This window comes from Methylopila capsulata, assembly GCF_016907975.1.
GTDB classification, from domain to species: domain Bacteria; phylum Pseudomonadota; class Alphaproteobacteria; order Rhizobiales; family Methylopilaceae; genus Methylopila; species Methylopila capsulata.
On the sequence record NZ_JAFBCY010000001.1, the window covers coordinates 301,404 to 326,693 of the forward strand.

Sequence of the window (25,290 nt, forward strand, 5' to 3'; positions counted from 1 at the left end):
CCCGAGTCAGGCTCGATCGCGTAGATGACAATCACCCTGCTCGACGTCGTGCTGATCGCCGTGATGCTGATCTCGGCGGGCCTCGCCATGGTGCGCGGCGTCACCCGCGAAGTGCTGGCGATCGCCTCCTGGGTCGCGGCCACCGCGGCCACCATCTATTTCTTCGAGCCGGCGCGGACGCTCGCCCGCGAGCACATCAAGTTCAACCCGCCGCAGATCGCCGACGTGGTCGCCGCCGGCGGAATCTTCGTCGTCACCCTGCTCGTCGTGTCCTTCATCACGATGAAGATCTCCGACGCGATCCTCGACAGCCGGATCGGTCCGCTCGACCGCACGCTCGGCTTCGTCTTCGGCGCGGCCCGCGGGCTGCTGCTGGTGGTGATCGCGTTCCTGTTCTTCACCTGGCTGGTGCCCGAGAAGGGTCAGCCGGAGTGGTTCCGCACCGCGGGGTCGAAGCCCATCCTGCAGAGCGCAGGAGACCAGCTTCTCGCGCTGTTGCCGGACGATCCCGAGAGCACCATCTTGCAGAAACTCAAGCGGCGCGACGGCGAAGGCGGCGACGCGGCGAATCCCGCCGCGCCTGCGACGCCGGACTCGGCGCCGCCGGCGGACGACGGCCCGGCTGGGCCGAGCACTCAGGATCGGCAGGGACTGCAGAACCTGCTCGACAGGAACGGCCGTCCGAGCCAGTGACGCTCGCGCGCGGCTCGCGCGGCCGGATGCGAGAGGCGACAGTCGCGCCTCAGGGAGACGAACGTCATGACCGTTTCTGAGCCTTCGCAGGCGCCGAACGTCGTGGAAGACTGGTTCGACCTCGAGTCCGACCGTCTCCATGAGGAATGCGGCGTCTTCGGCGTCTTCGGACATCCGGAAGCCGCAGCCCTCACGGCGCTCGGCTTGCACGCGCTGCAGCACCGGGGCCAGGAGGCCGCGGGCATCGTCTCCTACGACAACAAGCGCTTCCACGCGGAGAAGCGCCTCGGCCTGGTGGGCGACCACTTCTCCGACGCCGAGGTCATCCGCCGCCTCCCCGGTCGAGCCGCGATCGGTCACAACCGCTATTCGACGACCGGCGAAACCATCCTCCGTAACGTCCAGCCGCTGTTCGCGGAGCTCGACGCGGGCGGGCTCGCGGTCGCCCACAACGGCAACCTGACGAACGCGCTGACGCTGCGCCGCGAACTGGTGAAGGCCGGCGCCATCTGCCAGTCGACCTCGGACACCGAGGTGATCCTCCACCTGATCGCGCAGAGCCGGCGGCCGCGGATCATGGACCGTTTCGTCAACGCGCTGCGCGAGATCGAAGGCGCCTACGCGCTGGTCGCGCTCTCGACCAAGAAGATGATCGGCGCGCGCGACCCGCTCGGCATCCGCCCGCTGATCCTGGGCGAGCTCGACGGTTGCTACATCCTGACGTCGGAGACCTGCGCGCTCGACATCATCGGCGCGAAATACATCCGCGACGTCGACAACGGCGAAGTGGTGGTGATCACCGACGAGGGCGTGCAGTCGCTCCGCCCGTTCCCGCCGCAGCGCATGCAGCCCTGCATCTTCGAGTTCGTGTACTTCGCCCGGCCGGATTCGGTCGTGCAGGGCCAGTCGGTCTACGAGGTGCGCAAGCGCATGGGCATCGAGCTCGCGCGCGAATCGGCGCCCGAGGCCGACGTCATCGTGCCGATCCCGGACTCCGGCGTGCCCTCGGCGCTCGGCTTCAGCCGGGAGTGCGGCGTGCCGTTCGAGCTCGGCATCATCCGCAACCACTACGTCGGCCGCACCTTTATCCAGCCGACCCAGGGCGTGCGCGAACTCGGCGTCCGCATGAAGCACAGCGCGAACCGCAGCCAGATCGAGGGCAAGCGCATCGTGCTCGTCGACGACAGCCTCGTGCGCGGCACCACCTCGCGCAAGATCGTCAAGATGATGCGCGACGCCGGCGCCAAGGAGGTGCACTTCCGCCTCGCCTGCCCGCCGATCCTCTACTCCGACTACTACGGCATTGACACGCCGGAGCGCGAGAAGCTGCTGGCCGCGACCCATAGCCTCGAGCAGATGCGCGAGCTGATCGGCGCCGACTCGCTCGCCTTCCTGTCGGTCGAGGGCCTCTACCGCGCCATGGGCTACGAAGGTCGCGACGACCTTCGCCCGCAGTTCGCCGACCATTGCTTCACCGGCGACTACCCGACGCCCCTCACCGACCGCACCGGCGAGCATCCCCGCCAGCTGTCGCTGATCGCCGAAGCGAGCTGAGGCCGGCTCGCCGCCTCACTCGATCTCGCCGTCGTCCTCCGGCTTGACCGGAGGACCCACCTCAGACGTAGAGCTTCACGTCGGCAGTGGATGGTCCGGTCGAGCCGGACCATGACGGCGGCGGTGAACTGTCTGCCGCGCGCGATCGCACGGGTTCTTTTCCCCGGCGACCTGCGGTAAGTGACCGACCTCAGGGCCGGACGCGAACGTCCGGCTCGGACGCCAGCTCCGATCGGACCGACAGCTCATGAGCGAAAAACCCCTCGCCGGCCGCGTCGCTGTGGTCACCGGCGCCTCCCGCGGCATCGGCTACGCGACGGCGCTCGCGCTGGCCGAGGCCGGCGCCCATGTGGTCGCGACCGCGCGCACGCAGGGCGGGCTCGAGGAGCTGGACGACGCGATCAAGGCCGTCGGCGGCCAGGCGACGCTGGCCCCCTTCCCGATCGACGACTTCGACGCCATCGACCGGCTGGGCGGCGCGCTCTACCAGCGGTTTGGGAAGCTCGACGCGCTGGTGGCGAACGCGGGCCAGCTCGGCCCCCTGACGCCGCTCGGTCATGTCGAGCCGAAGGACTGGGACAAGATCGTCGCGGTCAACCTCACCGCGAACTGGCGGCTGATCCGCTCGCTCGATCCGCTGCTGCGGGCGTCCGACGCCGGGAGGGCCGTGTTCCTGACCTCTGGCGTGGTGCACAAGGACCGCGCCTATTGGGGCCCCTACGCGGTCACCAAGGCCGGCGTCGAGGCTCTCGCCCGCTCCTACGCGGCCGAGACGCGCACCAACACGCCGGTGAAGGTGACGCTTGTGAACCCCGGGCCGTTGCGCACCAAGATGCGCGCGAGCGCCATGCCGAGCGAAGACCCCGCGACCCTGCGCACGCCGGCGGAGCTCGCCCCCAAGATCGTCGGGCTCTGCCTGCCGAGCTTCACGGAGACCGGCAAGCTCTACGATTTCCCGACGGACGCGCTGCAGAGCTTCCGCGCGCCTGAGTGACGCCGTGCGGGGTCGAAACGCCCGCCTCTCGGCGGGCGTTTCGAAGCATGTGCCCCGCTCAAACGGTCCATGTCCCGTTTTTGACGAACGGGCTTTGCGCCCTCGTCTCCAAGAACGCAGGCCCGCGTTTATATGGCGGAAGCGACTGCTCTACTGCGGAGCGGTCGGGCTGGTCGCGTCGAGCCGATAGGGCGTGGCCGGCTCCAGCGGCAGCCTCGCGGCGTCCCAGCCGTCCGTCCCTTCGGGATACCAGCCGACGTCCGAATAGCCCCACTCCATCGCCCGCTTGGCGGCGTTCCATGACATCCAGCAGGCGGCCCGGCAGTAGAAAGCGATGGGTTTCGCCTTGTCGCCGCCGGTGAGGGCCGTCAGGCTGTCGGCGAAAAACCGGTTCATGTCGGGCGGGAGCTTGCCGTAGCCCACGTTCACCAGCCACGGCGTGCCCGGAATGTGGTCGCGCGCGTGGTCGCGCCAGATCGTGCCGGCGGGCAGGTTCGCGGGCTTCTCCGGCCGGGGCATGACGTCGATCAGAAGCATCGATTTGTCGCGCCAGGCCGCCTCCGCCATCGCGGTGTCGAGGACGCGGGCGCCCGCCAGAGTCGCGGGCGTCGGGCTGCGGTAGCCCTCCATCCGGTAGTCCGAGGGCTCGGGCGGCGTCGGACCGGTGATCGCGTCCTCCGCCGCCGGAGCGGCAGCGGCGGGCTCCGGCCATCCCAGGCCCGCGAGGCACAACAGGGCGGAACCGACCACGGCGAGACCGAGAGCAGCGCGCCTCGCTGCGCGCCCCGCCCCGCCGTCCAGTTCCACGACCGCGCCTCCCATGCCGGCGCGCCTCAACGCGCCGCGGTGATCGGCTTGTCCTGCTCGTCGAGCAGCGGCACGCCGTAGTCCAGCAGGATCTTGTTGATCTCGTCCTGGTGCTTGGCGATGAACTCGTTCAGCCGGTGCTTCCAGTTCAGCTCGTTCGGCCGGATGCCCATCGTGATGCGATAGGTCATCGGCGGCTGTCCCGGCTCCTTGACCAGCGGCACCACGTTGTACTTGCCCTCGCCCTTCACGGTCGCGAAGTAGCCGCCGATCGGGCCCCAGAGGATCCCGCCATCGATCTCTCCGGCGTCGATGTCCCGCAGCATCTGCTCGGCGGGCGAATCGAAGCGCCGGTCCACCATGAGCGAATAGGGCCGCGCGCGGACGATCAGCCCGTCGCGCACCATGTGGCTCGCCGGCGCCGTGCCGGCGATGACGCCGAGGCGGGTGTCCTTGACCTTGGGATCGGTCAGGGCGTCGACGCCGTCGAGCGCGCCGCCTTTCTTGGAGATCAGCACCCAGGCGGATTTGAAATAGGGGTTGGTGTTGAGCACAGGATCGCCGGCGGCGACGAAGCCCATCACCACGTCGCAGCGCTTGCTGCCGAGCGTCATGCGGTAGAAGCCGGTCGCCTGCGGGAACCACGTGTAGTCCACCGGCACGCCGAGGTCCTTCGCGAGCAGATCGGCCAGCTTGTTCTCGAAGCCTTCGCCCTTTTCGTTCGACAGCGGCATGTCCGCCGGATCGGCGCAGACGCGGAGCGTCGCGCGGTTGACGAGGTCGGAGGTCTGGGCCGCGGCGGGCCCGCTGAGGCCGGCCGCGAGGGCCGCGGCCGCGAAGCTCAAGCTGAGAAACGGCGTCGAAACGAGACGTCGACCGAAAGACTCCATGAGGCGCATCCTTCCGCTGTGCGCCGTATTCGGCGCCAGTCTTTATGATCTTCTTAAGTTCAGCTCCAAATACGGAAGGGCCCGGCCACTGGATCAACCAATGGCCGGGCCCCCGATTTTTAGTACGACCTGAGGTCGTCCGTCAGCTTACGAGTTCGGCAGCTTGAACACCGTCAGCTGGCCGCCGAGGGCGGTGTACTGAGCGAGAGCGGCGTAACCGCCGACCGCGCCGAGGCCGTCCGTCGAGTTGGTCAGGCCAGCCGCGAGGCCGATGCCGGCCCAGCCGCCGACGCCCGAGAGCACCGCCACGTACTGCTGGCCCTTGTGCTCGTAGGTCATGACGTTGCCGATGATGCCGGACGGGGTCTTGAACTTGTACAGTTCCTTACCCGACTTGGCGTCGACGGCCTTCAGGTAGCCTTCGAGCGTGCCGTAGAACACCACGCCGCCAGCGGTGGCGAGAGCGCCGGACCACACGGAGAACTGCTCCTTGTTGGACCAAACGATCTTACCCTTCTTGCCGTCCCAGGCGATGAAGTTGCCCATGCCGCCATGGCTGTTCGGGGCAGCGTACATCGAAAGGGTCGCGCCGACGTAGGGCTGTCCGGCGGTGTACGAGACCTGGAAGGGCTCGTAGTCCATGCAGACGTGGTTGGTCGGGACGTAGAACAGCTCGGTCTCCGGCGAATACGCCGCAGGCTGCTGGTCCTTGGTGCCGAGAGCCGCCGGGCAGATGCCCTGCGAGTTCACGTCTTCGCCGTTCTGCTCGGTCGAGTACTTGGCGACGACGAGCGGACGACCGTAGGTCTTGGACGACTTGTCCATGTCGACCTTGGTGGCCCAGTTCACGACCGGATCGAACTTCTCGGCGACGAGCAGCTCGCCCGTGGCGCGGTCGAGCGTGTAGCCGAAGCCGTTACGGTCGAAGTGCGTCAGGAGCGGGCGCTCCTTGCCGTCGATCTTCTGATCCGTGAGGATCATCTCATTGATGCCGTCGAAGTCCCACTCGTCGTGGGGCGTCATCTGGTAGACCCACTTCGCCACGCCGGTGTCGGCGTCACGAGCGAACACGGTCATCGACCACTTGTTGTCGCCGGGGCGCTGCTTCGGGTTCCAGGTCGAGGGGTTGCCCGAACCGTAGTACACGAGGTTCAGCTTCGGATCGTAGGAGTACCAGCCCCAGGTGGAGCCGCCGCCGATCTTCCACTGGTCGCCCTGCCAGGTCTTCAGCGAGCTGTCCTTGCCGATCGGCTTGCCGTGCTCGGTGGTCTTCTCCGGGTCGACGAGCATGTCGGCGTCGGGACCCATCGAGTAACCGCGCCAAGCGAGCTTGCCGTCAGCGATGTTGTAGGCCGTGACCGAGCCGCGCACGCCGAACTCGCCGCCGGAGATGCCGACGATCACCTTGTCCTTGACCGGGAGAACGGTCGCGGTGTTGGTCTCGCCCTTCTTCGGGTCGCCGTTGACGACCGACCAGACCTTCTTGCCGGACTTCGCGTCGAGCGCGACGACCGTCGTGTCGGCCTGATGCAGGATGATCTTGCCGTCAGCGTAGGCCAGGCCACGGTTCACCGTGTCGCAGCACATCACCGGGATGACGTTCGGATCCTGCTTCGGCTCGTACTTCCAGATGATGCGGCCGTTGTCGTTCAGATCGAGCGCGAACACGTTGTTCGGGAACGGCGTGTGGACATACATGATGTCGCCGATCACGAGCGGACCACCTTCGTGGCCGCGGAGCACGCCGGTCGAGAAGGTCCAGGCCACCTGGAGCTTGTCGACGTTCTTCGCGGTGATCTGATCGAGCTTGGAATAGCGGGTGTTGGCGTAGTCGCCCGTCTGGATGCCCCACTGCTTGGGGTCCTTGAGGATCGTTGAGACGCTGTCGTTGGCCAGCGCCGGCAGTGCCATAGCGACGGTGCCCAGCAGGCCCGCCGCGATCGCGACATTGCGCATTCGTATTCTCCCTCTTAAACGCAGTCCTTAGGCAGCCGCAGTTTTTACTGCAGCGTAATCTTTATTATTGGACTTGCGCCTCCCTCATCGTGTCACGGTCCGTCGGGATTTTATCCTCGACATTGTCGTCTCGAGGCGCACCCCGGACTAGACCTACGAACCGCCGTCACCCCTAGAGGCTCTAGCGTTGAAGCTGAAGACTGCGGGGACCCTAGAACGCTTCCCCAGGGCACGCAACAGGACTTTAAGATATAAGAGCATTATTATGATTTTGCTGCGTTTGCGAACTTATTATAGTGCGGCGCAGTAGACAGGCTCGGGGCGAAAGGGCGGAAAGCTTCCGCAGTCTGCGGATTGGACCACTCCAACCCCCGCCCCCAGAGTTTAAGACTTTAGTTATAGATGGGCGGGCGCGTTGGAGCGCAGCGTCCCGTTTTGGGAGCCGCCGTCAGCGCCACTCCTGCTCACGGTAGGCTTCGATCGCGTTGCGGCTGTTGAACTCGTCGAACAGCGCCCAGGCGTCGCGCTCGGCGAGGCCGGCCTTCTCCGACGCCTCGCGGAGGGTCGCGCCGCTCGCCATCAGCGCCTCGACGTCCGTGCGCAGCCGGTCGAAGTAGCGCCGCTGCGGGTCGAGCGCCTCGGGCCATGACGCGAAGGCCGGGCCGTGGCCGGGCACGATTCGCGCCGCCGGCCGAGTCGCGAGCGTCCCCATCACCTTCACCCAGCCCTCGAGCGAGCCGTCGATGCTCGGAAGATGACCGAGGAAGACCAGGTCGCCGAGGAACCAGGTGCCGGTCGCCTCGTCCAGCACGGTGAGGTCGTTGTCGGTGTGGGCGGTCGGCCAGGGCTCGAGCTTCAGCGCGCGCCCGCCGAGGTCCAGCGTCGTCGGCTCCGTGATCGACGTCTGCGGCAGCACGACCTCCGTCCCGTCGAAGCTCGCGCCGAGCAGGCGCTTGCCCGCGTCGAGGTAGGTTTGCGACCGGGCCTGGAGCGCCCGCGCCAGCTTGGCGTGGCCGACCACGGTCGCGCCCTCCCCCCGGAAGGCGACGTCGCCGAGCACGTGGTCGGGGTGCATGTGGGTGTTGACGACATAGCGGATCGGCAGCGCGGTCCGGGCGCGCACCGCGGCGAGCAGCCGTTCGCCGGCGATCCGCGAATTGCCGGTGTCGATCACGGCGACCGCGTCCCGCCCCACCACGAAGCCGACGTTGGCGATCGCGCCCTCGTTCGACGGCGCGATCAGCTGGAACGGCGCCTCGTAGACGAACACGCCCGGCGCGACCTCCTTGGTCGGCAGCGGCTCCACGGCCGCGGCGGGAGCGATCGCGGCGAGCGTCAAAACGGCCCAGAACGCAAAAAGCCGCCCGAAGATTCGGGCGGCTTCGCGAGCGGCCGACGGCCCCGTGCGCGACGGGAGGCGGTCGTTCATGGCGTCAGCTTTCGTTGGACACGGGGGCCGGCGGCGCCGGCCTTCACGAACCCCCGATTACTTCTTCTTGCCGGTCTCGTCGAACTGGGCGAGGTAGGCGATCACGTTCTTGCGGTCGTCTTCCTTCTTGAGTCCGGCGAAGGACATCTTGTTGCCGGGCACGAGAGCCTTCGGGTTCTCCAGCCACTTGTCGAGGGTGGCCTCGTCCCAGGTCTTGCCCTCGCCGAAGGTCTTCAGCGCGTCGTCATAGGCGAAGCCGGTCGCGGCGATCTTGCGGCCGACGATGCCGTTCAGTTCCGGGCCGGCCTTGTCGGCGGCGCCTTCGCCGACCGCGTGACAGGAGCCGCACCGCTTGAACACGGCTTCGCCCTTGGTCGCGTCCTGCGCGAAGGCGCCGGTGGCGAGCGTGGAAAGAGCGATGGCCGCGGCGGCGAGAGTCACATGGCGGATCATAGGTGGGCGTCCTCCGGATTGTTTGTCGTGACGGCGGCGAGCGCCGCCGATTGGAATTAGAAGCGTTACATGTGGCAGGGCAACCGCCGTTGGAAGGCCGAAATGTCGCAGTCTTTGGTATGGGTTCGGGGTCCAGGATCCGCTCCGCTCAGGTCCTCCTCCGGTCCGCTCCTTGGAATGCGCCGCGTGCGGGGGTAGGAGAGCGTCGAGCCATCCCGCGCTTGCCGAGGAGCCGAGACTTTCATGCACGAGCGCGCCTCAGCGCCCTCCCCGATCGTGAAGCTCGGCGGCAGCCTGCTGGGCGCCCCTACGCTGCGCGCGGCCCTCGACGCCTGCGCCGCGGCGCGCGCGCTCGTCGTCCCCGGCGGCGGGCCGTTCGCGGACGCGGTGCGCCGCGCCCAGTCCGGGTTCGGCTTCGACGACCGCGCCGCCCACGGGATGGCGATCCTCGCCATGGAGCAGACCGCGTTCGCCCTCGCGAGCCTTTGCCCGGCCCTCCCCCTAAGCTCCGAGCCCGACGACGTGGCGGGCGCCGTGCGGGACGGCCATGGCGGCCTGTGGGCGCCGTCGCGGCTCGCGCTCGCCGCCGACGTGCCGGCGAGCTGGGACGTGACCTCCGACAGCCTGGCGCTGTGGCTCGCGCTGAGGCTCGGCGCCGAACGCCTGGTGCTGGTGAAGTCGGCGCCGGCTCCGGCGGAGGCCGGCCCCCGCGGCTGGGCCGAGGCCGGTCTCGTCGACCCTTACTTTCCGACGCTCGCCGCACGTTTTTCCGGCGAGATCGTCTGCGTCGAGGCGGCCGGCCTCGCCGCGGCGCTTCGTCCCGCACGGGCCGCCGCATGAGCGGGGAGAAGGTCGCTCTCGTCACCGGCTCGCTGGCGGAAGCCCGGCTCGTCAAGCTCGCGGAGCAACTCGCGAGCGAGGCGCTTCAGCCGCAGGTGGTCAACGTCGGCGTCAAGGTCGCGGCGCTGATGACCGCCGAGATCATCGAGCGCCGCCTCAAGCTGCCGGAGAACGTCGACCGCGCCGTGATGCCCGGCCGTTTCCGCGGCGATCTCGAGCGCCTCTCCCGTCACTTCGGCGTGCCCTTCGTGCGCGGCCCGGAAGAGCTCGCGGACCTGCCGGCCTTCTTCGGCCGCGGCGGCGTGGAGCCGGACCTGTCGCGCCACGACTGCGCGATCTTCGCCGAGATTGTCGACGCCACCACGCTCGACGTCGACGGCATCGTGGAGCGGGCGCGCGCGCTGCGGGCCGAGGGGGCGGACGTCGTCGACCTCGGCTGCATGCCGGACACCGAGTTCCCGCATCTCGAAGCCACCATCGCCGCTCTGATCGCGGACGGCTGCAAGGTCAGCGTCGATTCGGCGAACCCGGACGAGCTCGCCCGCGCCAATCGGGCCGGCGCGCACCACCTGCTCAGCCTCAGCGAGCACACACTCGCGATCGCCGACGAGGGCGCCGCCGTGCCGGTGCTGGTGCCGGCGAACCCCGGCGACCTCGACTCGCTGCTGCGCGCCATGGACGCGATGGACGCGAAGGGCCTGCCCTATCTCGCCGACCCGATCCTCGATCCGATCCACTTCGGCTTCACCGCCTCGGTCGTGCGCTACGCCGAGCTGCGGCGGCTGCGGCCGGAGGCGCCGATCCTGATGGGCATCGGCAACGTCACCGAGCTGACCGACGCCGACACCACGGGGATCAACGCCATCCTCATGGGCATGATCTCGGAGCTCCGGATCCAGGCGGTGCTGGCGGTCCAGGTCAGCCCCCACTGCCGGACGGCGGTGCGCGAATTCGACCGCGCCCGGCGCGAGTACTTCGCGGCGCGCGAGGCCGGCTCCCTGCCGCAGGGGTTCGGCTCCGGGCTGATGGCGCTGCGCGACCGGAAGCCCGTCGCCTCGACCGCGGCCGAGATCGCCGATCTCGCCAAGGAGATCCGTGACCGGAACTACCGCATCGAGGTCAGCGAGGAGGGCGTCCACGTGTTCAACCGCGACGGCCACCGCATCGCGGTCGATCCGTTCGACCACTTTCCGCACCTGGAGGTCGAAGGCGACGCCGGCCATGCGTTCTATCTCGGCGTCGAGACCGCCCGCGCCGAGATCGCCTTCCGCCTGGGCAAGCGTTACGCCCAGGACGAGGCGCTGAAGTTCGGCGTCGCGGGCGAGACGGCGCAGAGCCTTGAAGAGGCCCACAAGCTGAGCTTCAAGAACGCTGGCGCGACCTTCGCCGAAAAGCGCGCGGAGCGGGCCAAGCGCGCGCCCGACGCCGCCGCGACTCCGGATGAACCCGAGGACCAGACCTGACGTGATCCGCGAGACCATCGTCACGACGCTCTCGCCCGAGGGCGTCCCCCATGTGGCCCCTATGGGGGCGACCCCGATCGACGGCGGCTGGCTGCTGCAGCCGTTCCGGCCTTCGCGCACGCTTGAGAACTTTTTCTCAACCCGTTGCGGCGTCGTGAACTTCACCGACGATGCGCGGGTCTTCGCAGGCTGCGTCACCAAGCGCCGGCCGGAGTGGCCGACCGCGCCGGCCGAGGCGGTGGCGTCCGTCCGGCTCATGGCGGCGCTGGCCTGCGACGAGGTCGAGGTGATGACGGTCGACGACGAGCGCGGCCAGCGGCCGAAGCTGACCTGCCGCACCGTGCGCCAGGTCGCGCTGCGCCCCTTCCCTGGGCTCAACCGGGCGATCGCCGCCGTGCTCGAAGGCGCCGTGCTGGTGAGCCGCCTGCACATGCTGCCGGCGGAGAAGATCGACGCCGAGATCGCCTATCTCCAGATCGCGATCGACAAGACCGCGGGCGAGGCGGAGCGCGAGGCCTGGGGCTGGCTGCTTGACGCCGTGAACGCGCACCGCGCGAAGGCGACGTCGTGACCGGCTTTCTGGCGAGCGTCGCCACCCCGGAAGAGATGGAGGCCGTCCGCATCGGCGGCGCCGACATCGTCGATCTGAAGGACCCGTCCAGGGGCGCGCTGGGCGCCTGGGACACGGCGGCGCTCGAGGCCGCCGTCGCGCGCTGGCGCGGCTGGGGGCCGGAGGCGCCTGAGCTCAGCGCCACGATCGGCGACCAGCCCATGCGGCCGGAGATCGTGCTCGCGGCGGCGGAGCGCGTCGCCGCCACGGGCGTGCCGCTGGTGAAGCTCGGCGTTCTGGCCGATGGCGCCGCCGCCTGCCTCGACGCGCTCCGCCCCCTGGCGCGGCGGACCCGGCTAATCGCCGTGTTCTTCGCGGACCGCGGCGTGGACCTCGCCCTGGTCGAGGCGGCGGCCGACGCAGGCTTCGCCGGCGTGATGGTGGACACCGCCGACAAGGCGGCCGGCGGCCTGCGCCGCCATATGGACGACGCGGCGCTCGCCGGCTTCGTGGCGGCCGCCCGCGGGCGGAATCTGCTGACGGGGCTTGCGGGCTCTCTCGCGCTGGCGGACGTCGCCCCGCTCGCGCGGCTTGCGCCCGACTACCTCGGCTTCCGCGGCGCGTTGTGCGACGGCGGCCGGACCGGCCGGCTCGACGCCGACGCGGTCGCCGGAGTCCGCGAGGCGCTCAAAGGCCGCCGCGCCGCGGCCTGAACCGCGTCTTCCGCCAGAGCGGTCTCTACGGCGTGGCGATGAACCACGCCGTTGTTCCGGGCGGAGTCCCGGAACCTAAAGCCGTTCCGGTTCGGATCGTTCGAAAACGGCGGGGTCATTCATGGGCCCCGGGACGAGCCCGGGGCGACGGCGGCGCGCGAGGCGGCGGCGTCAGCCGACGATCAGAGCCTCGCCCTTGCCGGCGACGTTGAGGTCGCCTGCGAACCGGCGGGCGCGCGTGACGCCTTTTCCGAGGAACGAGGCCAGCTCCGGAGAGCGGCGGACCAGGACCCGCAGCATGACGAGATCGTGCTCGCCGGCGTCGCCGAAGCCGGAGGCGAGTCCCTCGGCCGAGCGGAGCAGCAGGGTGCCGCGCTTCATGCCGCGGCCCGTCGGTCCCGTCAGCGCGCCGCCGATGGCGAAGGTGCCGGCGATCAGGTCGGTCGCTGCGCCTTCGGCCACGGCGCCCTTCACGACGATCACGCCGCCGCGCAGGCGCTCGCCGGCCCGGGGGCCGGCGGAGCCTCCGACCACGACCGAGCCCGCGCTCATCCCGCGCCGGGAGCCGTCGCCGGCGGCGCCGAGCCGCTCGCCGACGTCGCCGGAGATCGCGACCCTGGCGCCCGCGAGTTCGCCCGCCGCATAGGCGCCGGCGGAGCCGTTGACGATCACCGATCCGCCGGTCGCGCCCTTGGCGAGATCCGCGCCGACGTCGCCGTTAACCACGAGTTCACCCGAGGTTAACCCGGCGGCGACCCGATCGAGCAACGGCGAGCCGCCCGCGATCGTCAGCCGCTCGCCGACCGAGCCGGAGACCGAGAACAACTCGCCCAGCGCCACGCGCCGAAATCCGAAGCCGATCGACAGGCGCTCGAGATCGGCCGCGCCGGGAAGGACGCCGGTGAGATCCACACGGGCGTCGAACGCGCCGCGGGGGGTGAGGACGAAGCCGGTCACGCCATGATCTCCCGCAGCTTGAAGTGGTAGGGGCCAAGATTTCCGCCGTAGTTGCCGGCGTCGATCGCGACCACGCCCTTGTCGCGCCCGAGCGCCACCAGCGCCTCGATGCCGGCCTTGGTGCAGGCCGAGACCGCGTCGAAGCTGACGCCGTCGATCACGATCTCCTGCACGGAGGCGACCTCCGGGGGCAGCTTGGTCTCGGTCTGGGCGCGCAGCGTCGGGCAGTAGGCGTTGTTCGAGGACGCGAACATGCCCTTGTATTTGGAGCCGACCTTGGAGCCCGAGCGGACGATGCCGCCGGGGAACGGCAGGATGCAGCCCTCGACCTTCTGCATCGCCTCGACCGCGACCTCCGCCGCAGCCAAGGCCTCGCCGCGCGAGGTTCCGAGAATCAGGATGTTGCCGCCGCCGACGCCCGAGACCGTGCCGCTCTCGTGGTCGCAGACGAACTCGCCCTCCATGACAGGCACGCGCCAGATGCGGCGGCCGTCGACGTTCTTGGCGATCTGCCAGCCGTCGCCGAAGTAGCGCAGCGCCTTGCCGATGGAGACGACGTCGCCGCCCTCCATACCGGCGTAGCAGGCGGAGGTCGGCGAGGTCAGCACGCACTGGCCGATGCGCAGCGGCACCACGGCCTTCAGGCCCTTGATGTCCATGGCGAAGATCAGCACGGCCACGCCCGGACGTCCGTCCGGCGTGTCCTCGGGCGACAGCTCGCGCTCGACGCCGGCCTCGCAGCCACAGCCGATGACCGAGGTCGCGAAGCCCGTCATGGTCTTCGCGGCGATCATCGCCCACTTGGCCGTGTCGGCGGTGATGATCAGGCGCGTGCCGACCATCGGAAACGCCTCCGCGAACGAATCGCGGATCTCGACGCCGTTCAGGATCATGCCGACCTCGTCGTCGCGTGGGTGACCGCGCCCTGCCCGTCGCGGATCTCGTCGTCCGCGATCTTGAACGTCTTCGCCTTGAAGCCCATCGCCTCGTCGAACCAGCGGTCGAGCTTGGTCTCGATCCCTGTGTCGTAGTTCGGCGCGACCTGGTGGGTCTGGCCGTAGGCGACGCTGACGATCTCGCCGTCCTTCACGATGACCTGGCCGTTCTTCAGCACGTAGTCGGCCTTGGTGAACATGGCCTCGCGGTCCGGGTCGTCGCGGTAGATCACAACGTCGCCGACCGCGCCCGCGCCGAGATGGCCGCGGTCCTTGAAGCCGAGGATCTTGGCGGGCGCCGCGCGGGTGACGATCGCGATCTCCTCCAGCGTGTACTCGCGCTTCAGCTCGCCGACGATCGAGTGCTTACGCACCGCCTTCGGCAGCCGGGCGAAGTGCTCGTCGCGGAAGTCCTTGTCCATCAGCAGGCGGATGAGGTGCGGATAGGTGGTGAACGGCGCGCCATTGGGATGGTCGGTCGTCAGGAAGATCCGCCAGGGGTCCTCGACCAGCAGGAACAGCTCCAGCCCGATCGCCCACTGCAGGGCGTTCACGAAGGACTTCTCCTTGTAGACGAAGGGGACGATGCCACAGGCGGCGTCCATCTCCATGTCCATGCCGATCCACCGCTTCGGCGAAGCGATGCCGCGGTTGCGATGCTGGGACATCAGGTCCGCGGAGGCCGTCACCGTCTGGCCGAACATGACCTGCCCGACGTCGATCGAAATGTTCGGGTTGGCGTTCACCGCCTCGGCGATCTTGGCCGCGCCGGAGGAGAACTTCTTGTCGCCCTCGGTTCCGTAGGAGTGGAACTGCACATGCGTCATGTGCAGCGGCAGACCCTCGGTCGCGGCGATGGTCGCGAGCGTGGTGTCCTCGTTGCCGGGGACGCCGAGGTTGCAGCCGTGGAGATGGATCGGATGGGCGAGGCCCAGCTCCGTCACCGCCTTGATCAGCGTCGTCAGGATCGTCCGCGGCGTGATCTCGTAATGCGGGTTCGCCTCGTCGAGATCGAGCTTCCGCTGGTTGAACTTGAAGGCGTTGATGCCGCCCGGATTGACGATCTTGACCGCCATCGCCTTGGTGGCCGCGAGCTGCCAGGCGACGTAGTCGTTGACGGCCTGCTGGCCGGCCCCGCTCGAGATCAGGTCGAGCAGGAAGTCGTCGTTGCCGAGCACCACGTAGCCGCCGGTGTCGAGGAAGGGAATGTCCTTCATCTCGGCGTGCATGTGGCGGGCGTTCGCGGCCACCATCGCGGGCTCGAACACCGCGGTGTAGCCCATCTCGGCGTAGCGGCAGCCGGTGGCGTGCGCCGTCATGGTGGAGAGGCCGCCGCCGCAGCCGCAGAAGTCGCCCGCGGGCTCGCGGTTGGCGCGCTGCTCCTCGACCATGAGCAGGCGGGTGATGTTCGACTTGCCGCCGGCGATGTGGCTGTGGATGTCGATCGCGCCGGCCATGACGACGCCGCCGCGGGCGTCGATCGTCTCCGTCGGGCCGGAGAAGCCCTTGGCGTCGACGATGCGGCCGCCGTCGATGACGACGTCGCGGACGACGCCGGACTCCCCGTTCGCCGGGTCCAGCACCCGGCCGTTGATGATCCGCACGGCGCTCATGCGCGCGCCTCCGAAATGAGCGTCACGACGTCGGCGACGCTTTTCAGCCCCGCGTCGCGATGGCGGCGCAGCGGCAGGCCGACCACCGAGTCGGCGCGGAACGCCAGGCCCTGGTGGTCGAGGCCGGGCTGGCCGACGGGGATGAACACGTCCGGCTCCGTGTCGAACACGGTGTCGGGATGCGACAGCGCGATGACAGCGGCCGCAGACGCCGGCGGAAGCTCGGGCCGGAAGGCCGAGGTCCAGACCACGAGATCGGCCTCCTTCACCGCGTTCGCGGTGGCGTAGGCGGTCTGGTCATGGTCCGAGACGCCATCGCGGAAGCCGACGCGCAGCGGGAAGCCGATGTTCCAGAGCGTGGCGTGATAGGCGCCGGTGAGGTTGTCCCTGCCCGACAGCGGCAGGCAGGCGGCGCGGGTCGTGACGTTGAGCGTGTCGACGACCGACACCGCGCGTTCGATCACGAGGTCGCCGTCGTTGTCGAGCGAGGCCGCGCTCCAGGCCAGCACGCCGTAGCGGGCGGCCTTGAGCGACTCCGCGAGCGCCTTGATCTCGGGCGAAGCGGCGGGAAGAACCGAGCCCGCGACGAGCGCCGAGAGCTGCGACAGCGCGTCGACCAGTCCGCCCTCGGGCGTCGCGATGATCTCGACGGTCAGGCCATCAAGCTGGCTCTTGGCGTCCTCGGTAGGGGCGCCGCCGAGGAAGACCACACGGCGCGGACCCTCGACAAAGCGGCCCGTCGCCGGCAGCACGCGCTCGTAGACGCGGTGATAAGCCTTCGAAGGATCGGGGCCGACGACCACGAACAGGTCGCAGCGGTTGCGCACCTCGGCGAAGGTGGTCGCGACCCAGCCCTTGCGCTGGGAGCTCGCGAGGTTCCGGAACATGCCCTCGGAGGCGTAGTGGTCGACGCTGCCGCCGGTCTTGGCGGCGAGCTTCAGCACCGCGCGCACGCCATCGACATCGATCCCGAGACCCGCGTAGGCGATCGTCCTGGAGGCGTCGAGGCGCTTCGCCGCCTCGGCGACGGCCTCCTCGAAAGAGACATCCTTGCCCGCGATCCGCGCCGAAGGCGCCGGAGCGCCGGAGCGCGCAAACAGCTGCGCCGCGCGGCCGCAGGTTCCCTTCGCCGCCGTGACGGCGGCGCCGTCGACGGTGAGCGTGACGTCGTCGCAGCCGATCCCGCAGAACGGGCAGACGACGTCGTGGCTCGTAGTTTCCGCCATGTGGCCCTCAGTCATACTTCACGTAGGAGAAGCGAAGATCGCCCTGGGGCGTGCCTTCGAGGGCGTCGTCCTCGGCGGGCTTCCACTGCACGACGCTCTCGATCTTCGCCGCGAGTTCGAAGTCGCGCGCGGTGATCCCCTTGGCGTCGTGCGACATCAGCCGCACCTCGACCCAGGCGTAGGACGCCGTCAGGTCAGGGTGATGCCAAGCCGCCTCTGCAAGATGGCCGACGGTGTTGATCACCATCAGCGTGCTCTTCCAGCCTGTCGTCTTGTAGGTCCGGCGTATCCAGCCGTCCTCGAACCGCCATTTGGGAAGTTCAGCGGCGAGACGCCGTTCGACTTCCTCAGGCGGAATCGTCGTCTTCGGATCGGCCACTTGGGCGCTCCTCGGGTTTTTGATTTGATCGGGACCGTTACATGGGCGGATCAGCCCGCGCAACGCGGCGCGACGTTTCGTCCGGCTAGGCTTTTGGCGCATCCCGCAAGGATGGCGCGGGCGGTTTGCTGCCCCTAAGGTGCGCGCGGAAACGCCATGGACCGAACCAGCACCCCAGCAACGCCGCCCCGACGCGGCTCGGAAGCGCCGCACGCCGTAAGGGTGAGCGCGCCCGGGCGCCTGCACGTCGGCTTTCTCGATCTCGGCGGCGCCCTCGGACGTCGTTATGGCGGGCTCGGCCTGTCGCTCGAAACCCCGCTCACCCGCGTGACGTTGCGCCGCGCCGCGCGGCTGAGCGCGACGGGACCCGACTCGGACCGCGCAGCGGCGGCGGTCCGGACGATCGCCACGGCGTTCAACGTCTCCGACAAGGTCTCGGTGGACGTAGAGGAGGCCTTGCCGGCTCACGCCGGGCTTGGATCGGGCACTCAACTTGGCCTCGCCGTCGGAGCGGCGCTGGTGCGATTGCAGGGGTTGAACGTCGCCCCGCGCGCGCTTGCGGCGTCTCTGGGACGTGGCCAGCGCTCCAGCATCGGCCTCGGCGCGTTCGAGACCGGAGGCGTGATTCTCGACGGCGGACGCGGGACCCGCGACGAGCCGCCGCCGATCGTGGCCCGCGCCGCGATCCCCTCCTCCTGGCGGATCCTCCTGATCTACGATCACGCTCTCGCCGGCCTGAGCGGTCAGCGCGAGACCGCCGCGATGGCGAGCCTGCCGCCCTTCCCCGAAGAGCTCGCCGATCGCCTGTGCCGCCTCGCCGTGCTGGGAGCGATGCCCGCCGCCGCCGAAGGCGACGCGCAAGCCTTTGGACGCGCGATCGGCGAGATGCAGCGTCGCCTCGGCGATCATTTCGCCAAGGCCCAGGGCGGGCGTTTCACCAGCGCCGACGTGGCGGAGGCGCTGGCCGTGATCGAGGCGCGCGGCGTTCCGGGCGTCGGTCAGAGCTCATGGGGCCCGACCGGGTTCGCCGTCCTCGGCGACGCACGGGAAGCCGAAGCGCTCGCGGCGGAACTGCGCGCGCGCTTCGCTAGCCGGCCGAACGTCGCCTTTGAAATCACCCGCGGCGCGCGCCGCGGCGCCGACATCGAGGACCTTCCCGGCGACGCCGGCGCGGAAGGGCTTCTGCTTACCGGAGAGACGCATGTCCGACGCTGAACCGATCTTCCACATGATCACGCCGCTCAAGCACACGAGCCCGTTCGACGTGAACATGGCGGTGGACGCGGGCTTCCACGTGATTTCGGCGAACGTCGAGGTGGGTCTCAAGGACGTCGTCGGCCTCACGCAGGACGCGATGTTCTCGCGCTCCCCGGACGACGCCAAGCGCACCGTGCTGTTCATCGGCGGCAAGGACGCGAGTCTGGCGCTCGACCAGATGAAGGCCGCGGGCGGCGCTCTGTTCCCGCCGTTCGAGATCTCGATCTTCGCCGATCCCGCCGGCTCCTTCACCACAGCGGCCGCGATGATCGCGCTGGTGGAGAAGCACCTGGTGGGAAAGCGGCCTGAAGGCCTGAAGGGCGCCAAGGTGCAGATCTACGGCGCGACCGGCATCGTGGGCGGCATCGCGGCGGTGATCGCCGCCCAGCAGGGCGCGGAGGTCACGCTCGTCAGCCACCGGGTGATCGAAGACGTCGAGGTCAAGGCGATCGACTTCAAGAAGCGCTTCGGCGTGATCCTGGACTGCGCGGTCGCGACCGACGACGCCGAGAAGAAGGCGCTGGTGCCTCAGGCGGACGTGATCCTGACGGCGGCGTCCGCCGGCGTGGAGGTCATCTCCCGCGAGGTTCTCGAGGCGGCCACCAGCCTGCTCGTCGCCGCCGACATCAACGCCGTCCCGCCGGCGGGCGTCGCGGGCGTCGGCGCCAACGACGACGGGATCGCCCTCCCCCACGGCGTCGGCGTCGGCGCGCTCGTGATCGGCCAGCTGAAGTACCAGGTGCAGCACCAGATCCTGAAACGCATCCGAAATTCCGACGTGGCGCTCAAAGTCGGCGTCCTCGAGGCCTATGAGCTCGCCCGCACCCTCTCGGCCTGAACCGCTCGACGTCGTCGTCGTTGCGCTTTCCGCCCGCGCGCTCGCGCGCTCGGCGAAGCGCGTCGGCTTGCGCGCTCTGAGCCTGGACCTGTTCGCCGACGCCGACACCCGGGAGCACGCGGCGCGCGCCGTGCGCGTCGATGGAGGCGCGCGCGGGTTCATGCGCCGCCGCGGCCTGCTGGCGGCTCTCGAACGGCACGCGCCGCCCGGCACTCCGGTCGTTTTCGGCGCCGGCTTCGAGCACGCTCCCCAATTGATGGCCGCGATCGATCGCCGCTGGCCGGTGAGCGGCGCCTCCGCCGAGACCGTGGCGCAGCTCAAGGACCCATTCGCGCTCGCCGCGATGCTGCGTCGGATCGGCGCGCCGCATCCGCCTGTCGCCGCCGACGCGCGGCCGGGATGGCTCTCCAAACGCGCCGGCGCGTCCGGCGGCGGCCATATCCGTTTCGGCGGACGGGCCGCGCGCGGCCGCTATTTCCAGCAGCCCATGGCCGGCGATCCGCTGTCGGCGCTGTTCCTCGCCGACGGTCGTAAGGCCTCGCTCATCGGCTTCTCCCGCCAGTGGACGGACTCCGCGGCCAAGGCGCCGTTCCGATACGGCGGCGCCGTCGGCCCCATTCCGGTTCCCGACGCGTTGCGCGCAGCCGTCGATGCCTGCTTCGGCGGGATCGTCGCGCAGACCGGCCTGCGGGGACTCGCGAGCCTCGACCTGCTGGTCGACGGCGACTCCTTCGTCGTGCTCGAGATCAACCCTCGGCCCGGCGCGACGCTCGACGTGTTCGATCGGGGGCCAGCGTCTCTGCTCGCCGCCCATCTCGACGCCAGCGCCGGCCGGCTGCCCGCCACGCCGCCCGCGGCCCTGGCGCCGCAGGCGGCGGCGGTTATCTACGCACCCGTCGACTGCACCGTCGCCGCGCTCGCGCGTCCGTCATGGACCGCCGACTGGCCCGCGGACGACGACGTCATCCCCCGCGGCGCGCCGGTCTGCACGGCGTTCGCCGCCGCCGCCACTCCGGAGGCCGCGCGCGCGCTCGTCGCTGAGCGACGCTCGCGCCTCCTCACCTCGCTCGGCGCGGGCCTTTCCGCCGCCCGGCCAACACGAACAACGGTGTCCGCATGACCCAATCTCGTCCCAGCGTCGGCGCGCTCGTCGCGCCGCACGTCGCCTCCCTCGTCGCAGACGCGCAGGCGCTGCGGCTCGGCGTCGAACGCACCCCGACCGGCGCGACGATCGTCGACGCCGGCATCGCCGTCCGCGGCGGCCTGGAGGCCGGGCGGCGCATCACCGAGATCTGCCTCGGCGGCATGGGCAAAGCGACCTTCGCCCCCGACACGCGCTTTCCGCGCTGGAACACGGCGATCCAGATCACCACCGTCGATCCCGTGATCGCCTGCCTCGGCAGCCAGTACGCCGGCTGGAGCCTCTCCGACGGCGACTTCTTCGCGCTCGGCTCCGGCCCCGCGCGCGCCCTTTGGGCCAAGGAAGAGCTGTTCGGCGAGCTCGGCTACAAGGACGCCTCCGAGACCGCCACGCTGGTGCTCGAAACCGACAAGCGCCCGCCGGACTCGCTGATCGCCCACATCGCCAAGGAGTGCGGCGTGGCCGAGGACAAGCTCACGCTGATCCTCACCCCCACCACGAGCCTCGCGGGCTCGGTGCAGGTGGTGGGCCGCGTGCTCGAGGTCGCGCTTCACAAGGCGCACTCGCTGCACTTCCCGCTGGAGAGGATCGTCGACGGGGCAGGCGTCGCGCCGGTGCCGCCGCCGGCCGCCGACTTCATGTCCGGCATGGGCCGCACCAACGACGCGGTGCTCTACGGCGGCGAGATCTCGCTCTACGTCGAAGGCCCCGAGGACGAGGCCGAGCAACTCGCCAACGGCCTGCCCTCCTCCACCTCGCGCGACCACGGCCGCCCGTTCGGCGAGATCTTCGCGGGCTACAATTACGACTTCTACGCCTGCGACGCCGGGCTGTTCTCGCCGGCGGTCGTGACCGTGACGGCGCTGTCGACCGGCAAGAGCTTCACCGCCGGCGCCTATGAGCCGTCGCTGATCGCGAAGTCCTTCGGCGGCTGAGCCGTCTGATCCGGCAGGGCCCATTTGGCCCCGCCGGATCCCCTCCGGGAGTGCGCCGCATGCCGACCGACGCCTTGCGCCCCCTGATCAGGACCGCCGATCTCGCGGACGTCCCGGCGATTGCGACGATCTACGGCGACCATGTCCTTCACGGCACGGCCTCGTTCGAGGAGGTTCCGCCGAGCGTCGACGAGATGACCGGGCGCCTGCGCGCGGTGCTCGACGCCGGGCTGCCCTATATCGTCGCGGAGGCGCAGGGCGTGATCGTCGGCTTCGCCTACGCCGGGCCTCACCGGCCCCGCGCCGCCTATCGGCACACGGTCGAGGACTCGATCTACCTCGCGCCGGAGGCCCAAGGCCGCGGCCTCGGACGCGCCCTGCTGGACGAACTGATCCGGCGCTGCGAAGCGACGGGCCGCCTGCGCCAGATGATCGCCGTGATCGGCGACAGCGCGAACGCCGGTTCGATCGCGGTCCATACCCGCGCCGGTTTCCGCATGGTCGGCGCCATGACGAACGTCGGTTTCAAGTTCGGGCGCTGGCTCGACACGGTCATCATGCAAAGACCGCTCGGCGATGCTTGACCGCGCCGCGACTTCAGGCGATGAGCGTGCGCTTGCGAAGGTGAAGGGGTAGGCACAGATGACGGCGCCGGACAATCGGTCCGCGCCGTGCCGGACACCCAAAAGCACTTGAGAATACACGGCGAACAACGCCGGCGCCGGTTTAGCTCAGCGGTAGAGCAGCGGTTTTGTAAACCGAAGGTCGGGGGTTCAATCCCCTCAACCGGCACCATTCGACCGTCAAGCATCGCTCCACCAGCTCGGCGCCGACGAAGCAGCCCGCTTTGAGCGCTAGCCTTCTCGGCCCTTCGCGCTATGTGGTCGATCGATCGCCATTCGTTAAAAGTCGAGAAAGAAGCTCCACTCGGAATTTAGTCCGCGCGGCGCGTTATCGGACGTCGTCTGCCGGGGGGCACGAACGGAATGTCGCTCAAGCTTCAAAACGAGATCCTGGAAATGATCGCGCGCGGCAGATCCGTTCGCGAGACAGCGATGAAGCTATGCCAGGAAGCCGAACTGCTCGCTCCGGGATGCCTGTGCTCGATCCTTCGCGTCGACCACGAGGGCAAGCTTCGCACCCTTGCGGCGCCCGGCCTTCTCCCCTCCTATTCGGCCGCGATCGACGGTCTGCCGACCGGGCCAAATGTCGGCTCCTGCGGAGCCGCCGCTTACCTCGGAAGGCCGATCGTCGCGACGGACGTCGCAACCGACCCGCGCTGGGCCGACTTTCGCGCCTTGGCGCAAGAGCATCATCTGGCCGCGTGCTGGGCGAGCCCGATCTTCGGGAGCGCAGGAAAGGTCGTCGGAACGTTCGCGTTCTATTCCCGAACGCCGCGGGGACCGACCGTTGCGGAGCAGCAGATCGTCCGAGCGTGCATCGACCTCTGCGCTATCGCGATCGAGCGCAGCGACGTGGAGGAGGAGAGCCTGCGCCTCGCCTACTTCGACTCCCTGACGGGACTTGCGAACCGGGCGAGCTTCGATCGCGCGCTGGACCAGGCGAAGGGAGCTGCGCCTGGTGATTTCGCCTTACTGCTGATCGACGTCGATCGCCTGAAGCTCGTAAACGACACCCTGGGACATTCCAGCGGGGACGAGCTTCTGCGCGAAGTCGCGCGGCGCATCGCAGCCGCGTCTCCCGAAGGCGGAGGGTACAGACTTTCAGGCGACGAATTCGCGGTCGTCGCTTTCGGCCCCAAATCCTCAGCGAGGCTTCAGGCCGTCGCGCACGCCGTTATTCAGTCGATGAGCGTGCCGGCGACATGTGGCGCGCACACCGTCCAGGCCACCGTCACGATCGGAAGCGCGAGTTTGGACGCTCCCGGCGACACCGCCGACACCGTCCGGCAGAACGCCGACTTCGCGCTCTACCACGCGAAGGAAAACGACCGGGGGCGTCTGGTCGCGTACGATCCTCTGCTCGTCACCAAGATCACCTCCCGTTTCCGCTGCATTCGCGACGTCGGCGAGGCGCTGAACGAAGGCCGCGTGGAGCCGCATTACCAGCCGATCGTGCGCCTCGACACGCGCGAGATCGTCGGCGTGGAAGCTCTGTGCCGCATCAGGACGAGAACCGGCGAAATCGTGCCCGCCGCGGCGTTCCAACAGGCGGTGACGGACGCCACCACGTCGGCCCGGATCACCGAGGTCATGCTTCGGGCCGTCGCCCGCGACGTCCGTGGCTGGCTGGACGCCGACATCCCGTTTCAGCATGTGGGCCTCAACGTCACGACCGGCGATTTCCAGCGCAACGATCTTGTGGAACGCATCGAGGGCGCTTTTGGCCAGCATGACGTTCCGCTGAGCCATGTGATCCTCGAGGTCACAGAGTCCGTCTACATGAGCGACAACGACCCCATGGTCGCCAACGCCGTGCGCGCCCTTCGACACCGCGGCCTGAGGGTCGCGCTCGATGATTTCGGGACGGGCTTCGCCTCCCTCACCCACCTGCTCACGTTTCCCGTGGACGTCATCAAGATCGATAAGTCGTTTGTCTCCGACCTGAGCGGCGGCGGTCCGAGTTCCGCGATCGTCGAAGGCCTGATCGGCATCGCACAGAAGCTCAAGATGCGTGTCGTCGCGGAGGGCGTCGAGACGGAGCATCAGCGGGCCCACCTGCAAGCGTTGGGGTGCACGCTCGGGCAAGGTTTTCTGTTCTCGCGCCCTTCGGATCGGGGCGCGACGACCGATCTCCTCAGGCGGTTCGCGCAGCCCGCTGCGTCGCCGCCGGGCGCCTCCTCCCGAAGCCAGGCTCGAACCGCGTAGCGATGTCCGACCCGGATTCTCAGCGGGTCGCCCGAGACGGAGAGAGATCTTACCGCCGCATACGACGTCCGCTTCCTCGTCGTGAGAGCAAAACATGGGCGCTGATCCGTTCAATCTCGATCGCTTTCTCCTCGCGCAGGAGCGAATCCACGAAACGGCGCTCGCGGAGTTGCGCGCCGGCCGTAAGCGCAGCCACTGGATGTGGTTCGTGTTTCCTCAGGTCAGAGGTCTCGGGGCATCGCCAATGGCGACCTTCTACGGCGTCGCCTCGATCGAGGAGGCGCAGGCCTACCTTGCTCACCCCACGCTCGGACCACGCCTTGGGGAAAGCTTCGAAGCGACGTTGGATCATGCTGGCCGCGACCTCCGCGACATCTTCGAATCGCCGGACGATATGAAGTTCCGCTCGTCGGCCACGCTCTTCGCGCAGGCGAGCCTCGCCGGCGGAGTCTTCGAACGCGCGCTTGTTGCGTTCTGCGCCGGCGAGCGAGACGAAAAGACGCTCGAGCGTCTCGCCGAGCCGAAGGGTCGGTAGTCGCCCTCGATCATCTCATTTTCGCCCGCGCCGACCCGCAGCAGAGCCGGCGCCCGTGAAGGGTCCCGAGCGCGCCTTTGCTAACGCAGAGAAGCGGATGACGGGTTGCGCCGAACGCCGAATGGCTCTAGAGCATCGCGACCCGCGAGGGTGTCGGAGCGTGGCGCAGCCCGGTTAGCGCACTAGTCTGGGGGACTAGGGGTCGGAGGTTCAAATCCTCTCGCTCCGACCATTATTTTCCGAAACGTCGATCGGGCGCTCGGCGAAGCCAAAACGTTTCGCGCCCCTCAGTTCCCAGGACCGC

Annotated in this window: 24 protein-coding genes and 2 tRNA genes; 16 read left to right on the plus strand and 10 right to left on the minus strand. The window is 69.1% G+C overall.

Going from position 1 to position 25,290, the window contains the following annotated elements:
* The first annotated feature begins 24 nt into the window (after nucleotides 1-24).
* The 3 genes from JOD31_RS01365 (at nucleotide 25) to JOD31_RS01375 (ending at nucleotide 3,241) form a co-directional block, all read left to right on the plus strand.
* Entirely contained in the window at nucleotides 25-693 is a 669-nt protein-coding gene (locus JOD31_RS01365) for a CvpA family protein (RefSeq protein ID WP_204948528.1), read from the plus strand.
* A 66-nt stretch (nucleotides 694-759) separates the two neighbouring features.
* Nucleotides 760-2,247, plus strand: a complete 1,488-nt coding sequence (gene purF, locus JOD31_RS01370) for an amidophosphoribosyltransferase (RefSeq protein ID WP_204948529.1) — start codon at nucleotides 760-762, stop codon at nucleotides 2,245-2,247.
* A 247-nt stretch (nucleotides 2,248-2,494) separates the two neighbouring features.
* Nucleotides 2,495-3,241 (plus strand): SDR family NAD(P)-dependent oxidoreductase, encoded by a 747-nt coding sequence (locus JOD31_RS01375; protein WP_204948530.1) that lies wholly within the window; start codon nucleotides 2,495-2,497, stop codon nucleotides 3,239-3,241.
* Nucleotides 3,242-3,391: 150 nt separating this feature from the next.
* Here the strand turns inward: JOD31_RS01375 and JOD31_RS01380 are convergent, their stop codons facing one another.
* From JOD31_RS01380 to JOD31_RS01400, 5 genes are all read right to left on the minus strand, one after another.
* A complete protein-coding gene (locus JOD31_RS01380) occupies nucleotides 3,392-4,063 on the minus strand; it encodes a PQQ-dependent catabolism-associated CXXCW motif protein (RefSeq protein ID WP_204948531.1) in 672 nt (223 codons plus the stop codon).
* 11 nt (nucleotides 4,064-4,074) lie between these two features.
* Nucleotides 4,075-4,938 (minus strand): substrate-binding domain-containing protein, encoded by an 864-nt coding sequence (locus JOD31_RS01385; RefSeq protein WP_428980893.1) that lies wholly within the window; start codon nucleotides 4,936-4,938, stop codon nucleotides 4,075-4,077.
* A gap of 147 nt (nucleotides 4,939-5,085) precedes the next feature.
* Nucleotides 5,086-6,894, minus strand: coding sequence for a lanthanide-dependent methanol dehydrogenase XoxF5 (gene xoxF5 / locus JOD31_RS01390; protein ID WP_204948533.1), 1,809 nt, complete (start codon nucleotides 6,892-6,894; stop codon nucleotides 5,086-5,088).
* A gap of 448 nt (nucleotides 6,895-7,342) precedes the next feature.
* A complete protein-coding gene (locus JOD31_RS01395) occupies nucleotides 7,343-8,323 on the minus strand; it encodes a quinoprotein relay system zinc metallohydrolase 2 (RefSeq protein ID WP_204948534.1) in 981 nt (326 codons plus the stop codon).
* Nucleotides 8,324-8,380: 57 nt separating this feature from the next.
* Nucleotides 8,381-8,776: a c-type cytochrome gene (locus JOD31_RS01400; protein ID WP_204948535.1), complete on the minus strand. Its 396-nt coding sequence runs from the start codon at nucleotides 8,774-8,776 to the stop codon at nucleotides 8,381-8,383.
* 243 nt (nucleotides 8,777-9,019) lie between these two features.
* On the opposite strand from JOD31_RS01400, the gene JOD31_RS01405 reads away from it, so the two are divergent.
* The 4 genes from JOD31_RS01405 to JOD31_RS01420 are packed head-to-tail and all read left to right on the plus strand — an operon-like array spanning nucleotide 9,020 to nucleotide 12,342.
* A complete protein-coding gene (locus tag JOD31_RS01405) occupies nucleotides 9,020-9,616 on the plus strand; it encodes an amino acid kinase family protein (RefSeq protein ID WP_204948536.1) in 597 nt (198 codons plus the stop codon).
* Complete coding sequence (locus JOD31_RS01410; protein WP_204948537.1) at nucleotides 9,613-11,079, plus strand: DUF6513 domain-containing protein; 1,467 nt, start codon at nucleotides 9,613-9,615, stop codon at nucleotides 11,077-11,079. The genes JOD31_RS01405 and JOD31_RS01410 overlap by 4 nt, the downstream gene beginning before the upstream one ends.
* A gap of 1 nt (nucleotide 11,080) precedes the next feature.
* Entirely contained in the window at nucleotides 11,081-11,650 is a 570-nt protein-coding gene (locus tag JOD31_RS01415; protein WP_204948538.1) for a DUF447 domain-containing protein, read from the plus strand.
* Complete coding sequence (locus JOD31_RS01420; protein WP_204948539.1) at nucleotides 11,647-12,342, plus strand: (5-formylfuran-3-yl)methyl phosphate synthase; 696 nt, start codon at nucleotides 11,647-11,649, stop codon at nucleotides 12,340-12,342. The genes JOD31_RS01415 and JOD31_RS01420 overlap by 4 nt, the downstream gene beginning before the upstream one ends.
* Nucleotides 12,343-12,513: 171 nt before the next feature.
* On the opposite strand, the gene JOD31_RS01425 is transcribed toward JOD31_RS01420, so the two are convergent.
* The 5 genes from JOD31_RS01425 to JOD31_RS01445 are packed head-to-tail and all read right to left on the minus strand — an operon-like array spanning nucleotide 12,514 to nucleotide 17,452.
* A complete protein-coding gene (locus JOD31_RS01425; RefSeq protein ID WP_204948540.1) occupies nucleotides 12,514-13,299 on the minus strand; it encodes a formylmethanofuran dehydrogenase subunit C in 786 nt (261 codons plus the stop codon).
* Nucleotides 13,296-14,192 carry a formylmethanofuran--tetrahydromethanopterin N-formyltransferase gene (fhcD, locus tag JOD31_RS01430; RefSeq protein WP_204948541.1) on the minus strand — a complete coding sequence of 299 codons (897 nt, stop codon included), beginning with the start codon at nucleotides 14,190-14,192 and terminating at the stop codon, nucleotides 13,296-13,298. Before fhcD ends, JOD31_RS01425 begins: the two co-directional genes overlap by 4 nt.
* Nucleotides 14,189-15,847, minus strand: coding sequence for a formylmethanofuran dehydrogenase subunit A (locus tag JOD31_RS01435; RefSeq protein ID WP_204948542.1), 1,659 nt, complete (start codon nucleotides 15,845-15,847; stop codon nucleotides 14,189-14,191). Before JOD31_RS01435 ends, fhcD begins: the two co-directional genes overlap by 4 nt.
* A complete protein-coding gene (locus JOD31_RS01440; protein WP_204948543.1) occupies nucleotides 15,844-17,073 on the minus strand; it encodes a hypothetical protein in 1,230 nt (409 codons plus the stop codon). The genes JOD31_RS01435 and JOD31_RS01440 overlap by 4 nt, the downstream gene beginning before the upstream one ends.
* 7 nt (nucleotides 17,074-17,080) lie before the next feature.
* A complete protein-coding gene (locus tag JOD31_RS01445; RefSeq protein WP_204948544.1) occupies nucleotides 17,081-17,452 on the minus strand; it encodes a 4a-hydroxytetrahydrobiopterin dehydratase in 372 nt (123 codons plus the stop codon).
* 222 nt (nucleotides 17,453-17,674) lie between these two features.
* Between JOD31_RS01445 and JOD31_RS01450 the strand changes: the two genes are divergently transcribed.
* The 9 genes from JOD31_RS01450 to JOD31_RS01490 all read left to right on the plus strand — a co-directional run bounded on the left by JOD31_RS01450 (nucleotide 17,675) and on the right by JOD31_RS01490 (nucleotide 25,218).
* On the plus strand, nucleotides 17,675-18,667 hold the full coding sequence (locus JOD31_RS01450; RefSeq protein WP_204948545.1) for a beta-ribofuranosylaminobenzene 5'-phosphate synthase family protein: 993 nt from the start codon (nucleotides 17,675-17,677) through the stop codon (nucleotides 18,665-18,667).
* On the plus strand, nucleotides 18,654-19,547 hold the full coding sequence (locus tag JOD31_RS01455; protein ID WP_204948546.1) for an NAD(P)-dependent methylenetetrahydromethanopterin dehydrogenase: 894 nt from the start codon (nucleotides 18,654-18,656) through the stop codon (nucleotides 19,545-19,547). The genes JOD31_RS01450 and JOD31_RS01455 overlap by 14 nt, the downstream gene beginning before the upstream one ends.
* Nucleotides 19,519-20,667, plus strand: coding sequence for an ATP-grasp domain-containing protein (locus JOD31_RS01460; protein ID WP_204948547.1), 1,149 nt, complete (start codon nucleotides 19,519-19,521; stop codon nucleotides 20,665-20,667). Before JOD31_RS01455 ends, JOD31_RS01460 begins: the two co-directional genes overlap by 29 nt.
* Nucleotides 20,664-21,623, plus strand: coding sequence for a methenyltetrahydromethanopterin cyclohydrolase (gene mch, locus JOD31_RS01465; RefSeq protein ID WP_204948548.1), 960 nt, complete (start codon nucleotides 20,664-20,666; stop codon nucleotides 21,621-21,623). Before JOD31_RS01460 ends, mch begins: the two co-directional genes overlap by 4 nt.
* A gap of 59 nt (nucleotides 21,624-21,682) precedes the next feature.
* A complete protein-coding gene (locus JOD31_RS01470) occupies nucleotides 21,683-22,207 on the plus strand; it encodes a GNAT family N-acetyltransferase (protein WP_204948549.1) in 525 nt (174 codons plus the stop codon).
* Between the two features lie 136 nt (nucleotides 22,208-22,343).
* Nucleotides 22,344-22,418: transfer RNA gene (locus JOD31_RS01475), tRNA-Thr, on the plus strand.
* Between the two features lie 191 nt (nucleotides 22,419-22,609).
* Nucleotides 22,610-24,451 (plus strand): putative bifunctional diguanylate cyclase/phosphodiesterase, encoded by a 1,842-nt coding sequence (locus tag JOD31_RS01480; RefSeq protein WP_204948550.1) that lies wholly within the window; start codon nucleotides 22,610-22,612, stop codon nucleotides 24,449-24,451.
* Between the two features lie 94 nt (nucleotides 24,452-24,545).
* Nucleotides 24,546-24,986: a DUF1810 domain-containing protein gene (locus tag JOD31_RS01485; RefSeq protein WP_204948551.1), complete on the plus strand. Its 441-nt coding sequence runs from the start codon at nucleotides 24,546-24,548 to the stop codon at nucleotides 24,984-24,986.
* A 154-nt stretch (nucleotides 24,987-25,140) separates the two neighbouring features.
* Nucleotides 25,141-25,218: transfer RNA gene (locus JOD31_RS01490), tRNA-Pro, on the plus strand.
* Nucleotides 25,219-25,290: the final 72 nt, after the last annotated feature.

Coding starts and splice junctions, on each gene's coding strand:
- JOD31_RS01365 (WP_204948528.1), top strand. CDS start 25: ATGACAATCACCCTGCTCGACGTCGTGCTGATCGCCGTGATGCTGATC.
- purF (WP_204948529.1), top strand. CDS start 760: ATGACCGTTTCTGAGCCTTCGCAGGCGCCGAACGTCGTGGAAGACTGG.
- JOD31_RS01375 (WP_204948530.1), top strand. CDS start 2,495: ATGAGCGAAAAACCCCTCGCCGGCCGCGTCGCTGTGGTCACCGGCGCC.
- JOD31_RS01380 (WP_204948531.1), bottom strand. CDS start 4,063: ATGGGAGGCGCGGTCGTGGAACTGGACGGCGGGGCGGGGCGCGCAGCG.
- JOD31_RS01385 (WP_428980893.1), bottom strand. CDS start 4,938: ATGGAGTCTTTCGGTCGACGTCTCGTTTCGACGCCGTTTCTCAGCTTG.
- xoxF5 (WP_204948533.1), bottom strand. CDS start 6,894: ATGCGCAATGTCGCGATCGCGGCGGGCCTGCTGGGCACCGTCGCTATG.
- JOD31_RS01395 (WP_204948534.1), bottom strand. CDS start 8,323: ATGAACGACCGCCTCCCGTCGCGCACGGGGCCGTCGGCCGCTCGCGAA.
- JOD31_RS01400 (WP_204948535.1), bottom strand. CDS start 8,776: ATGATCCGCCATGTGACTCTCGCCGCCGCGGCCATCGCTCTTTCCACG.
- JOD31_RS01405 (WP_204948536.1), top strand. CDS start 9,020: ATGCACGAGCGCGCCTCAGCGCCCTCCCCGATCGTGAAGCTCGGCGGC.
- JOD31_RS01410 (WP_204948537.1), top strand. CDS start 9,613: ATGAGCGGGGAGAAGGTCGCTCTCGTCACCGGCTCGCTGGCGGAAGCC.
- fhcD (WP_204948541.1), bottom strand. CDS start 14,192: ATGATCCTGAACGGCGTCGAGATCCGCGATTCGTTCGCGGAGGCGTTT.
- JOD31_RS01435 (WP_204948542.1), bottom strand. CDS start 15,847: ATGAGCGCCGTGCGGATCATCAACGGCCGGGTGCTGGACCCGGCGAAC.
- JOD31_RS01440 (WP_204948543.1), bottom strand. CDS start 17,073: ATGGCGGAAACTACGAGCCACGACGTCGTCTGCCCGTTCTGCGGGATC.
- JOD31_RS01455 (WP_204948546.1), top strand. CDS start 18,654: ATGTCCGACGCTGAACCGATCTTCCACATGATCACGCCGCTCAAGCAC.
- JOD31_RS01460 (WP_204948547.1), top strand. CDS start 19,519: ATGAGCTCGCCCGCACCCTCTCGGCCTGAACCGCTCGACGTCGTCGTC.
- mch (WP_204948548.1), top strand. CDS start 20,664: ATGACCCAATCTCGTCCCAGCGTCGGCGCGCTCGTCGCGCCGCACGTC.
- JOD31_RS01470 (WP_204948549.1), top strand. CDS start 21,683: ATGCCGACCGACGCCTTGCGCCCCCTGATCAGGACCGCCGATCTCGCG.
- JOD31_RS01480 (WP_204948550.1), top strand. CDS start 22,610: ATGTCGCTCAAGCTTCAAAACGAGATCCTGGAAATGATCGCGCGCGGC.
- JOD31_RS01485 (WP_204948551.1), top strand. CDS start 24,546: ATGGGCGCTGATCCGTTCAATCTCGATCGCTTTCTCCTCGCGCAGGAG.